Genomic DNA, 12,409 nt, shown 5'->3' on the forward strand with positions numbered 1-12,409 from the left:
TGGTGTATACCGTGAACTGTAATACACACTTATTTAAAGTAGTAGTAGTAAGCGACACCATCCTCGCTGGAGGCGGTGTAGATATTAGTGGTGAAAAAGCAGTAGAAATACTCCGAGAGAAAGGTTTTTGTGTTAGTGGAAAAGAAGTAGTTGGAAACTCGTATAGAGATATACTACGGGTTTTAAGAAGCTCCCAAGAACGAGTTATAGTATTTCTAGGTGGAACAGGGCCTAGCCCGAGAGACCTCACAGTAGATGTTGTTGAATCAACTGCGTGGAGGTGTCTACCGGGTTTCGGCGAGTTATTCAGGTATTTAACATATCAAAAAATAGGTGTGAGAGCGGTTTTAACCAGGACAACACTTTGTATAATGCATGATGGTAAAATAGTAGTTGTTCTCCCTGGTTCACCAGACGCGACTAGTCTAGGACTAGATATTCTAATACAAGTAATAGACCACATTATAGAAGAGGTTGATAGATTTGAAGGGCCCCATAGAAAATAGTTCAAAGTGTGTTATAGGATTTGATGTATGGGGTACTCTCTTTGACCTCAATAAAATATTCGACGCTATATCAATAGAGGCCTCGAAAAGACTAAGAGTAGAAACGAGAAAAGTACAAGAAGGGATTTTAAAAGCATATGAAGACGCCAAGAAGTTAAGAAGGTTAAATCCAAATATCACGCCTCAGGAACTACTTGTGAAATCAAGAGTGTTAATGGCGAGAGCACTGGGCGTTGAAGTAGAAGTTGTCGATGACGTATTGAAATCTGCTTTTAGAAGTGTAGGCGACGAGGTATTATTTAATGATGTAAAACCAGCTCTTTCAATTCTATCTAGTCAAAGAATTAGAATGGGAATTATTGGAAACGTATTATTCTGGCCTAGTGAATATACAAAACTACTACTTGAATCTACTGGTATAATAGAGTACTTTGAAACACTAGTATTTTCAGATATCACTGGCTCAACGAAACCAGACCGTGGTATTTTCCTAGTATTTGCTGAGAAAATGGGGGTTGAACCATCGAGAATAATATATGTTGGAGACAATGTAATTGAAGACGTGGGAGGAGCGCTCTCAGCTGGCGCTATAGGCGTACTAATATCGAGGGGGGTAGGCGAATACAAGATTATACCAGAGTTGAATGTAGCTGTAATAAGAGATTTGAAAGAGTTAATACACGTCTACAGGTTTTTCTGTAGTTGAGAGGGATTACAAGTGGAGTTTGTAATACGTGATGGTGTTTTATACGAAGCAGTGCTTTCAACGCTCCTCGACGACTCCATATATCTAGCTCCAATAGGGTTTACTAAGAGTGGAAATCGAATTTATACAAAGATATATAAAGGCGGACTACTAGAAAAAGCCGTACTTAAAGCTCATAGAATCGCCTTGAACATTACATACTCCCCCACAATCTATACATATACATCTCTAAAAGCAGAGTTTAATGGATTGAATAAACTAAGAGAACTAGTAATATATGATGAAAAACACGGACTACCCCTACTAAGCAATAGTATTGGATACATAGTTTTAGAGAGAAGTCAAATAGTTGATCAGGGAGAGTATTATTCTATTGAATACGAAATTATAGATAAATGGCTGAATAAAGAAGTTGTTTTAGAGCCATACACTAGGTGTTATACGGCAATAATAGAAATACTAGTCTACGCCACTAAGATAAAAGCATTGAAAGATAGAGCAGACGAGAAAACACTAAATAAATATCGTAATATAATCGAGTACAATATAGAAGTAACACGTAAAACATGTAGTTTACATGAATTATTACTCGTCGAGCAAATACAATCGTGGGTTGAGAAATGGCTGGAAGAAAAATAATAGTGGAAACCCCTGCAAGAATACACTTTGGAATAATCAACCCGTTTAAACTAGATACTAGGAGATTTATTTCTACTGGTGTTGGAGTAGATACTCCACGAAACCGTATAGTAGTATATCCAGAAATGAAACACGATATATCTGGTTGTAGAAGTAGCGAGGTCTCCGAGAAACTAAAACCCATTATAGAAGAATACGGTTTGGAAAATGGATATGTAGTGATTGAAGAGTGTATTCCAAAACACACGGGTTTAGGCTCTACTACCCAGCTACTACTCGGAGTAGCATTGGGACTACTAGTTGCCAATGGTAAAAGAGAAGACCTTATAACAATAGCGAGAAAACTAGGACTAGGTAGGGTATCAGGCGTGGGAACATATGTATTCATTCACGGCGGCTTCATAGTAGATACAGGTGTAAAAAACAATAGTTATCCAAACCTCCTCTTCCACGCCGACTTCCCAGAGGAATGGAGATTTATAGTTATTGTACCCAGTGGTAGAGGATTAAGCGACAAAGAAGAAGAAAGAGTATTTTCAACACCCATAGAAGTAGATGCTTCACTCTCATGGAAGGCATCACACACCCTCTTTACAAAAATGATTCCATCACTACTAGAAAGAGACTTCGAAGAGTTTTCACATGCACTAAGAGAACTACAAGAATACGTGGGCGGAATGTTTAGTAGTGTTCAAGGTGGAGTATTCGCTGAGTCATCATGCAGGTATATTGAATTATTAAAACAACTCGGAGTAGTAGGAGTAGGGCAGAGTTCGTGGGGGCCAACAGTATATGGACTCGTTGAAAACGAGTTAAAAGCACAGATACTACTCGAGAGAATTAAGAGTTTAATAGATAATTCAGTGAGAGTTTTCATAGCTAGACCACAGAATAGAGGAGCGAGACTATACATTGAAAACTAGTATAGGGTCAGCTAGGCCCGTCAATTCATCCCCTCCCAGGTCATCCCTTCCAAGCCTCATCCTCGTTTAAAAACTACTTTAGACAAAGACTAATAACTTTATTCAATATGATTTCTGCTATTACCACCGGGTTTTTCACTCCAATCTTGTAGAGTATACGTGGGTCGATTTCACCTACAAAGCCGAGTTCTCCCCCACAAGCTTTTATACTAGCTGTTCTCTCTGGTAGAAATCCCTTTACTTCTTTCTTTTCAAATACCGCTTCTACTCCTAGTTCACGTAGAATTGTTTTAATGTAGGCTATACCATCTGTCAATGTTGTTTTTTCATGTGTTATAGCTAGTCCTAGACGCCTCTCTATTCTCACACTGGTCTCCATGTTTGGATCTGGAATTACAACATCTCCTATTTCAAATATTGCTAATCTAGGTGTTTTCTCAATGTTTTCTCTAACTACTTCTAGTAATTGTGGTGTAAGCCATATTCTCAGTGCTTCAAATCTATCAGATTTCGGGTTTTCAACTACTATTAATTCTTCATCTATTCCTAGGAGTTTGAGTTGTATTTCACGATTACTCATAATGTAGTTTGCTACTTCCTGGAAGCCAAATCCTACTAGGATATCTCTTAGCCTCGAAGAGAGATATTCAACTGGGTGTTTTCTACCGGGTGTTGTAGATGGTGGTAGACTTAGTGCTTCTTCTCCGAGTACTTCATATCCATATGCAATAGCAACGTCTTCTACTATATCAACCCATGTTTTAACGTCTAATCTGTAAATTGGTGGTTTAGCAACGAGTTTTTCATTATTTACTGGTTTGACCTCGTAGTAGAAGTATGAAAGTAGTTTCACAACGTCTTGTATACCTAGTTGTGTACCAAGCAGTCTATTAATAGATTCGAGTTCTACTTCTATTTCTAGTTGACTCCTACGTGGTGCTTCAACTACTAATCCGTCTTCATAGTATACTCTTACTACTTCTATAACCCCGCTTCTAGACCTTTCGGCCAGACTGGTAGCCATTATTGTTACAGCGTTAACTACTTCTTCAAGGCTTGTTCCAGTTGCATCAATAAGGACGTTTCTAGTTTCAGGGGTTACTTTGAAGTCGTCGCTGTTTATTATTGGTACAAGACTTAGTATTCTGCCCTCAGAATCTCTTAAAACAGGGTATTTCTCCATGTCTTTAATGATAAATCCATAGAGTACTCCTTTCTCTGTTTTATCTAGTATTTCACGTAGACTCATGGTAACTGGCTCGTTTAATGGTTTAATACGTGTTTCATCTGGGTCTGCAAGATCATAGTATATTGGGGGCTTTATGTAGTCTAAGTCGTATAAGCCAATACTTACCTTTTTCCTGTTTCTACCATATGTCTGCGCTATTTTTTCTTGTAGTTGCATTATTTGCGATATTGCTTCGTTTGATAATTCAAGGTCTCTAACGATCGCTAGTGCTACATATGGTCTCTCCTTGATGTTCTTAGCGTAGCCGTTTACATTGGAGTCCACTATTTTAAACGGCCTCCACTGTATTCCAAGCCATGGTTTTAAAGCACGAGAAAGCCCTTCAACACTGAATAAATCTGGTCTATCACTATTTGCCTCGTATGTTAAAACATCGTCTTCTAATTCTTCAACTTCACATTTTAGTTTTGCTAGTAGATATAGTAATTCCTCTCTACTCAGAGAGCGCCCCACTAGTGTTTCTAAATCGCTTTTTCTCACTGTTATTACCGGCGTATATGTCACCTTTTTAAATCAATTCATCTATTAAACTCCAAGCCTTTAAGACTAATTGTTTTTCTTCACTGCTCCACGACAGTATATTTTCCAACTGGAATAATTCGACCGGGTTTTCAACACCTAGAGATTTAGCTAGTGGTGCATAGACAGAGATGTAGGTGTGTGCTCCTTTAATACTACGTAGTTTATCGTATAATTCAAAGCCGAGTTTCTTATAGTATAGTCTCGATGAAATAGGAGTTAATGAAGGCTCGTATACTGCTTTTACCTGGTTGTCTATTACTCTACTGAGTGGCGAGATATCAACACCTTGTTTTAATGCTTCAATAGAATACCATGACTTCAAGTAGTTCTTGTATACTGTAACTACTTCTTCTTTCTTATACTCGTTTTGGAATAGTATTCCAGCTAGTGAAGCTATAATAGCAGTATTAACTAGTTGACTCGGTGAAATAGAGTCTATGTCGTCCATGTCTGTATGATAATATTTACTCGGCCATTCATTGAGCATTACACTGTCTAAACCCCAAGACAATGTAACATCGTGGTCGCTACCAGCCGTATATGGTGATAGAGAGTATCTCGAAGCTGGTAGTTTAAATCCTCCAAAAGACGCTGCTTCATCTAGTACTAGTTTTGTCGCTAAATAAGTGTATGGCGTGATCTCTGAATCCATAAATAGTGGTGGTATAACAATATTGAGTGTTGAATTCGTTATCCATTGCTTTGAGCCAACCATGTCGAGGTTTACTACTCCTCTAGGAGTCCACGGTAGGTGTTTATCAGCATATATTGTTCCAGAGTACTCTGGAATAAATAAGTGTGCGTGAGGCACTTCTCTACTAGCTTTATCAATTAACAACCCAGTTAACAAGTTTGCAACAACACCACTTGCATTATCGTGTGCACCTGGTTTTGGATGGCAAATATGACTGATGTAGAGAACTCCGGGTTCGCTTCCTTTATATGCTATTAAACCGCGTTGTGGCCTACTTGAAAAACTGGTTTTTACACTCCAGCAAACCTCTACTTTCATTCCTTTATTTAGATAAGCGAGTATTCTAGCTACTAGAGTATATGGAATGTTTACTACACTTGTATTCTTTACTTCGTTTTCACCTATAAACAACCCAGTATATGGTACTGCATCAGGGTGTCTCTTACTATCATACAGTATGATTAAACGAGCATTTAGCTCCTTGTATGCAATATATCCTGGTGCTTCAACGAGTACAACATCTCCTTCGCAATTCGAGAGATCTCTACAATATGTTACTTCTCCACAGCCCTCGCCTGGTGGAGAATGAGCTGAAACAAGTGTAGGGTGTTCCATGTAGTCAAGTATATGAGTGAAACCCTTACTAGATTTAAATTCCACTCTCCCCTCGTACACATCCCATGATACTGGTGTCTCCATAAATCCGCGCTGTGAGCTACTTGGTACATCAAATAATTTTACTTCGTATCCATTACTCGATAGAAACTCTGAAACTATTGATAAAGCGTTTTCTAATCCACTACTACCCTGTATTCTGTGGTAGAGAGTTATTTTACGAATAAAATCTCTTGCTAAACCGGTAATTGGAGTCTTCTTCAACTCGTCGAGTAATAGATTCGGTGATATCAATTTCAAACCCCATTTTACGTGTATGATTCAAGAATAAATAAATTATTTATTGAGGCGTTTAAATCACAATTAAATATTTACCAGTTCAAATATATAGAGTTGGTGATTAACTACATGGTAATAATTAGCATTACACCAGAAATTGCATTGGATAAATCAATAAACTACGCCGGCGGATTAGGAGTCCTCGAAGGAGACAAGTTCTACGCTGCCGGCGACATGGGACTAGACTACCTTGTACTAAGCCTCTACTACCGTGGTGGATATACAAAGATAAAGTTTCACGGTTCAACCGTAGTAATGGACCGAGAGAGCGCAAACGAGGAATTCTATAGAAGTCTTAAACCAGGCGAGGAGTTTACAATAACACTAAATAATAATATAGTGTATATTCAACCATGGATTTACGAGTATAAAACAGCAAAAGCTGTTTTATTCGAAGCCAAGTGCCCTGAGTGGGCGCGTAAACTAACAGATAGAGTCTACATTGAAGACAGCGACTTCGAGAAAAACATGAAGTATGTACTACTAGCAAAAGCTAGCTGGGAGTATATGAATAAGTATGTTGGATTAGAAAACATATCACTTGTCGACCTTGAAGAATCCTATACAGGCCTCATACTATACCTCATGAACAACACGTTGAAAGCAAGAATTATAATTCACACTCCTGGGCCATGGGGGCATCCATTATTCCCAGGCGATATTATTGAACGAGAATTCGGAGTAAAATCAGAGAGTATCGTCAACATGACACGGGAGTCTATTAAGAAACTAAGTGAAGTAATAGTTGTATCGAAAAAACAGAGTGATATAATACCAAGGATTTTCCCCGAGGTAGCTGGAAAACTAAAGGCAATAACAAATGGAATATACTTAGAGAGATGGATGGATAGTAAACTCTATAATGCATGGCTTAAAAGAGAATTCAACCTCGAGACGCTAAAAGAAACGCGTTTAGAAGCCAAGAGAGAGCTAGAGAGTCTACTCAGAGTATACAAGCCGGGAGTTGAAGTAGGCAATAAAATAGTAATTACCTGGAGTAGGAGGCTGTCTAGGTATAAGAGACCATACTTCATAGCGAGATTCCTCGAGGAGAATCCAGATTTAAATGCTATTGTAGTACTAGCTGGTAAACCACACCCAAAAGACCCCGATGGATATAAATACCTCTACTGGTTTAGAGACTTATCTCTTAAACTCAGAAATGTAGTGTATATACCAGACTACAATCTCGAAGTCGCTAAAATACTAGTAAAAGCTTCAGATCTATGGTTGTTTACACCGTTTAGTGGATGGGAGGCTTGTGGAACAAGCTATATGAAAGCACTTGTAAACGGTGTACCAGTACTATCTAGCCGTGATGGAGGAGTACTCGAAGTAGTAACAGATGGAGTTAATGGATGGCTCTTTGGAGAAGACATTAGAGACTTTGTAAATATCTACGAGGATCCCAGAGCTAAAGAAATAGATGAAAGAGAATACACGGAGTTCAAGGCAAAACTAGCCAGCATCATAGACATGTATTACAATAAACCAGAGAAATACTGGGAGATTGCATTAAACGCTTGGAGAATTACACCCGACTTAGTTGATATTAAAAAAGTATTGAGAAAATACTATTTTGAATAAACTATCTAACAATAAACACAGATGTTGGAGCATTTACAACTACTGCGAGCGTAGTACTTCCAATATTTATTTCTCCAAACAAGCTTTTACCTCTAGCTCCTATAACAACAAGGTCGTAGCCCTCTTCTAAGATCTCTCTGAGTAGAGCTGAAGAAGCACTATCGTTTCTAGGGTCGAATTCAATGTATTTATAAGTAATGTTCACCGGTGTCTCCTTTAATCTCTCTTTGGCTTTTATAATAGGGTCTTCGCCAAGCTCTGTGTTTTTGGGTTTAGCGTATACAACAACTACTTTGGATCCATATCTCTGAGCAATATCTACTGCTACGTGCAGTGCTCTCAAACTAGTCTCGCTTCCATCTATGGGGACTAGTATTTTTCTATAGTAGAAGCTAATAGTATATGAAGGTGCTTCAGTCAAGTATACCACCTATTTCTATTTTCCCACCATACTTATTAAATCTTTAATTAAACCTACTCCGAGAGCACTATTTGTTTTTTCTAGTACTCTAAATACATCTGTTTCAAGATTTAACATTGCATATGCTACATCTATGTTTTCAGGAATTACTATTGACTCTTGGTGAATAGCTTGTATAAATGATATACTACCTCCTTGTTTGTAGAGCGTACTTGTAAATACAATGTTTTCATAGACGTCGTTTCTCGTTCTTCCAGCATCTCTAGCTAACTCGAGTATTTTACCTGTAGTATCTATATCTGTGTAATAAGGGTCTACGAAGACAACCCTGTTTGATTTTCCAAGTTGTTCTACTAAATCGTCGAGTTGAATAGATTGATCTATGTTGAGCTGGAATACCTGGACGTGCATTAATGTTGTTGGTACTACTACAGAGGCTGTTGTTACTGGTATTTCTCCAATAACGGTTTTAACATCTCTTGCGTGATGACTTGGTATAGTATAGGAGTCTAATAATATTGAGTTTACTGGCCCCCTTGTATCTTCTCGTGGGTCACTTGCACGTCTAACAATTGTAACGAAAACAGATGTTGGCTTTATATTTAGTGAACACAGTATTCTCAGTATACCCGTTGTATTACAACTAACTACTCTCACGTATTTTCTTCCAATTGCAGATGTATAGTTGCAGAGAGTACTATAGCTTACTTCTGCTACTTCCGGTGGTTCACCACCCTGGAATACAGCGAATTTACCGTGTTTTAAATACAATTCCTTGTTTTTAACCCCTTGTTTTCCAGGTGATGCATCATATATTAACTCTGCTTCTTCAATTAAATAGTCTATTGTCCCCTCCGGTTCAACACCGTTGCTTCTAAATTCTTCTATTTTCTCTCGGGGTACGAAGATCTTTATTCCTTTCTTAACAGCTAGTATTGCCGAGTAATCGAAGCTATATTTTGATACACCAATGAGTTTGAAATCACCTGTTTTCAATATTGCATCTGCTATTCTCTTTCCAATTGTTCCATAGCCATTAACAGCTACTTTAACTGAGATTTCTACCACCCTAGAAACATTTTTGCTGATAACTCTAGTGCTTTGAATGCTGGAAGGTCTTCTCCACTAAGGAATAATAGTAGTGAGTTTCCACCTGTCGAGACATATACTCTTCCTTCGAGTTCATCAGATACCATTGCTCCTAAATGTCCACCTGCTATTAAGACAAATGCTTTAGAGTTTATAGCTGCATTTAGTAGTTTCAACGTGCCCTTTCTATACTCTTCTACTTCTATAACTCCTGCAGGTCCACGCATAACTACTGTTTTTGCTTCTTTGATTAATTCACTGTAGATTTCGCTTGTGTTTTCACCAATATCTACAATTTGCCCTTTTAACTGGCCTAGATATACGTTTTCTGTATTTCCATTAATTCTTACTTTGAAGTCTACCGGTGTTTCAATTGGTGCTCCACGTAGTAATAGATGTCTAGCTCTTGGTATTAGTGGAATTAAACCTGATTCTTCTAGTAGCTTGTAGTTTTCAACACCTATATTTACGCCTTTAGCAGCTAGAAATAGTATTCCTAGTAGTCCACACGTGAGTATTCTATCAGCCATTCTATTTCTAACTAGGTTTTCAATAACTCTAATGTGTTCTGCTACCTTCTTGCCTCCAAGAACATATATTCTTGGAGACTCTGAGTCAGAGATTATTTTTTGAAGGGCGTTTACTTCTTTCTCGAAAAGTGGGCCTATGGCGCTTGGAAGTAGTAGTGGTAGTCCTACAATACTGGGTTGGCTTCTATGCGATGTTGCAAATGCATCATTTACATATATATCTACACTAGAAGCAATTCTCTTCGCGAAAATACTTGTAGCGTGTACTTCTGGGGGCGCTTCAAGTGTTTCTTCAGATGCTAATCTCAAATTATCTAGTAGTATAACTTCTCCTGGTTTAAGTTCTTTAATCGCCTTGAGAGCTGTAGGTCCAATAACATCGTTTACAAATTGAATGTTTAATCCAGTATACTTCGACAATAATTCACTGTGTTTTTCCAGAGTTGTAAAATCGGGAGAGCCTGGTCTTCCCTGGTGTGAACCCAGTACTAGTGCGGGATTGTGCTTCTCCATGATTTCTCGAATGTATTTAGCGTGTATTCTTATCCTACGATCATCTATGATATCTCCAGTGTCAGGATCTATGGGTACATTGATATCAATTCTCATGAAGACTTTCTTACCATTTATATTTATATCGTTTAAAGTAGGCAGTTTTGGAATACTTAAAGTGTGCATTTTATCCCCGAGATCTCTTCATATACCCAGCCTTTAAAACCCTTCATGGACTTTTTTAAATCAGTAATTAAATACATTCAATATAACCCATCCCGTGGAGAATTTATTTAATTATGTTAAAAATTGCATATGAGATCATTATTTGAATATGAATATAGGAGTGCCAACAACAGTAACTTATTTCCTATAGTCTATGAGGATTATTGAATTAATGTTGAGAAAGAGTAAAAATAAAAATAGATATGTAGTTGCAACAGCGTATTATTTTCAACCACAAACTGGATAGTCTTCTGGAACTTTTACTCTAAAGTATCTACCAGACTCTGGGTCTTGGAATAACCCGATTTTAACGCCTTTTCTCCCAGTTGGAGCTAATTGCCATACTTTAATTGGAACAAGCTCTAATTCCTTGCCACTGGGTGTTTTTACTTTTATTTTCTGAGTACATGGCATGCTCTTATCACCAATATGGATTATATAGTGTATTGGATTTAAATACCTTATGTAGAGGTAAAGCTTGGAGTATACTGTGTTTTATAAGTGTAATTTACGACTAGAATGTATTGATTCGTTATTAAACAGATCAAGAGAAGGAGTCAGCTACCCCAGGGTTGCAGTCATTACTCCTTAGGCATGACTTTCATCACTATGAGTTCTTCAACAAGTAGATTACTACTGGGGGTATTATAGTTTGTAGTTAAAACAGAGAATTAGTAGAGTTATTGTTCTTCACTGTATGTTCCATATTGTTTATTCCACTCTTTGTATACTTCGAGTAGTTTGCTATCTATACTTGGTTTATGTGTTTTAATTACTTCTATGAAGTCTTCTGTACGTATTTTTCTATCTGACGGCTTTAATCCCTTCTCGTTTATTTCTTCGACGATGTTGTTTTGTACTTCTTTAACTATTGAAACAATATCTGATGAACTATAGCCTTCTGTTAACTCTGCTAGTTTATCGTAGTCTATACTTTCCAGTATAAATCTCTCGGCGAGTTTCTTCGTGTAGTATTCAAATAGTTGTTTTCTAACTTCACGTGTAGGTGGTGGTACGTAGATTCTTCTTTCAAATCTTCTTATGAATCCAATGTCGAGATTCCATGGTTTATTGGTTGCTCCAATTACGAATAATGGTATTTTAGCGTGTTCTTTACTAGCTAGTCCATCCATTTCTATGAGGAACTGGTTTCTACCTCTCTTTTCACCACCTACTTCAACACTGTATTGTTGGAATAATGCATCTACTTCATCTATGAATATTATTACTGGTGTTCCCTTCAAAGCATATTCTCTGGCGATCTTAAATAGCGCTTTTACATTTTTCTCTGTATCACCAAGCCATTTACTAACAATGTTTGCCGGGCTAACATTTATCAATATAGCGTTTACTTCGTTTGCGAGAGCAAGAGTTATTTCTGTTTTACCACATCCTGGTGGTCCAAACAATAGTATTCCCTTTGGCCATCCAAGTGGGTATAGTGATGGATCTCTAACTGGATATATAACACTTCGTTTCAATGCTCTTTTAACTCCTTCTAGGTCTACTAGGTCATTAAATGTTTTTCTAGGCCTTTGATCAGGCGTTAATATTTCAAATAATCCAGGGTCCACCTGGCTCGTATTCGATTGTGGCGCTCCACTTCCATTATCGCCTACTGCGGGTTCACGTGCTCTATCAGCAAGTATTTTTTCAAGGTAGGATACTCTCTGTTTATATTTAACAACGAGTTCTTTATAGAAGTCTGCTAGTGGTGCATCTGGGTATAATACAAGGTATTTTGAGAAGAAGTCTATTGCTATCTTATAGTATTTAATAGCTGTTTCATAATCACCTGCTTTATCAGCTGATATTGCTTTTTGAGCGTATTCTACTCCCTTATCAGCTAGGTGGTACATGCTCACGAAATCA

At 37.7% G+C, this 12,409-nt stretch carries 12 protein-coding genes; 5 read left to right on the plus strand and 7 right to left on the minus strand.

The annotated features are described in order from the left end of the window. Positions 1-11: 11 nt before the first annotated feature. The 4 genes from ACZ5YP_RS03200 to ACZ5YP_RS03215 are packed head-to-tail and all read left to right on the plus strand — an operon-like array spanning position 12 to position 2,774. The gene (locus ACZ5YP_RS03200) at positions 12-506 is read left to right on the plus strand and encodes a MogA/MoaB family molybdenum cofactor biosynthesis protein (protein WP_464835809.1); all 495 of its coding nucleotides are present in this window, start codon (positions 12-14) and stop codon (positions 504-506) included. Further along, entirely contained in the window at positions 484-1,212 is a 729-nt protein-coding gene (locus tag ACZ5YP_RS03205; RefSeq protein ID WP_464835810.1) for an HAD family hydrolase, read from the plus strand. Before ACZ5YP_RS03200 ends, ACZ5YP_RS03205 begins: the two co-directional genes overlap by 23 nt. 12 nt (positions 1,213-1,224) lie before the next feature. Continuing rightward, on the plus strand, positions 1,225-1,851 hold the full coding sequence (locus tag ACZ5YP_RS03210; protein ID WP_464835811.1) for a DUF447 domain-containing protein: 627 nt from the start codon (positions 1,225-1,227) through the stop codon (positions 1,849-1,851). Continuing rightward, entirely contained in the window at positions 1,833-2,774 is a 942-nt protein-coding gene (locus tag ACZ5YP_RS03215) for a GHMP family kinase ATP-binding protein (RefSeq protein ID WP_464835812.1), read from the plus strand. Before ACZ5YP_RS03210 ends, ACZ5YP_RS03215 begins: the two co-directional genes overlap by 19 nt. A 73-nt stretch (positions 2,775-2,847) precedes the next feature. On the opposite strand, the gene pheT is transcribed toward ACZ5YP_RS03215, so the two are convergent. Next, positions 2,848-4,527: a phenylalanine--tRNA ligase subunit beta gene (gene pheT / locus ACZ5YP_RS03220; RefSeq protein ID WP_464835813.1), complete on the minus strand. Its 1,680-nt coding sequence runs from the start codon at positions 4,525-4,527 to the stop codon at positions 2,848-2,850. A 4-nt stretch (positions 4,528-4,531) separates the two neighbouring features. Next, positions 4,532-6,148: a zinc-binding metallopeptidase family protein gene (locus tag ACZ5YP_RS03225; protein ID WP_464835814.1), complete on the minus strand. Its 1,617-nt coding sequence runs from the start codon at positions 6,146-6,148 to the stop codon at positions 4,532-4,534. A gap of 114 nt (positions 6,149-6,262) precedes the next feature. Here ACZ5YP_RS03225 and ACZ5YP_RS03230 point away from each other — a divergent pair, with 114 nt between their 5' ends. Further along, complete coding sequence (locus tag ACZ5YP_RS03230; RefSeq protein ID WP_464835815.1) at positions 6,263-7,780, plus strand: glycogen/starch/alpha-glucan phosphorylase; 1,518 nt, start codon at positions 6,263-6,265, stop codon at positions 7,778-7,780. Position 7,781: 1 nt separating this feature from the next. On the opposite strand, the gene ACZ5YP_RS03235 is transcribed toward ACZ5YP_RS03230, so the two are convergent. The 5 genes from ACZ5YP_RS03235 to ACZ5YP_RS03255 form a co-directional block, all read right to left on the minus strand. Continuing rightward, positions 7,782-8,201 carry a universal stress protein gene (locus ACZ5YP_RS03235; protein WP_464835816.1) on the minus strand — a complete coding sequence of 140 codons (420 nt, stop codon included), beginning with the start codon at positions 8,199-8,201 and terminating at the stop codon, positions 7,782-7,784. A gap of 15 nt (positions 8,202-8,216) precedes the next feature. Continuing rightward, positions 8,217-9,269 (minus strand): type II glyceraldehyde-3-phosphate dehydrogenase, encoded by a 1,053-nt coding sequence (locus ACZ5YP_RS03240; RefSeq protein ID WP_464835817.1) that lies wholly within the window; start codon positions 9,267-9,269, stop codon positions 8,217-8,219. Then, entirely contained in the window at positions 9,263-10,498 is a 1,236-nt protein-coding gene (locus ACZ5YP_RS03245; RefSeq protein ID WP_464835818.1) for a phosphoglycerate kinase, read from the minus strand. The genes ACZ5YP_RS03240 and ACZ5YP_RS03245 overlap by 7 nt, the downstream gene beginning before the upstream one ends. A 267-nt stretch (positions 10,499-10,765) precedes the next feature. Then, on the minus strand, positions 10,766-10,951 hold the full coding sequence (locus ACZ5YP_RS03250) for a chromatin protein Cren7 (protein ID WP_464835819.1): 186 nt from the start codon (positions 10,949-10,951) through the stop codon (positions 10,766-10,768). Between the two features lie 266 nt (positions 10,952-11,217). After that, positions 11,218-12,402: an AAA family ATPase gene (locus ACZ5YP_RS03255; RefSeq protein ID WP_464835820.1), complete on the minus strand. Its 1,185-nt coding sequence runs from the start codon at positions 12,400-12,402 to the stop codon at positions 11,218-11,220. Positions 12,403-12,409: the final 7 nt, after the last annotated feature.

This window comes from Sulfophobococcus zilligii (assembly GCF_055398255.1).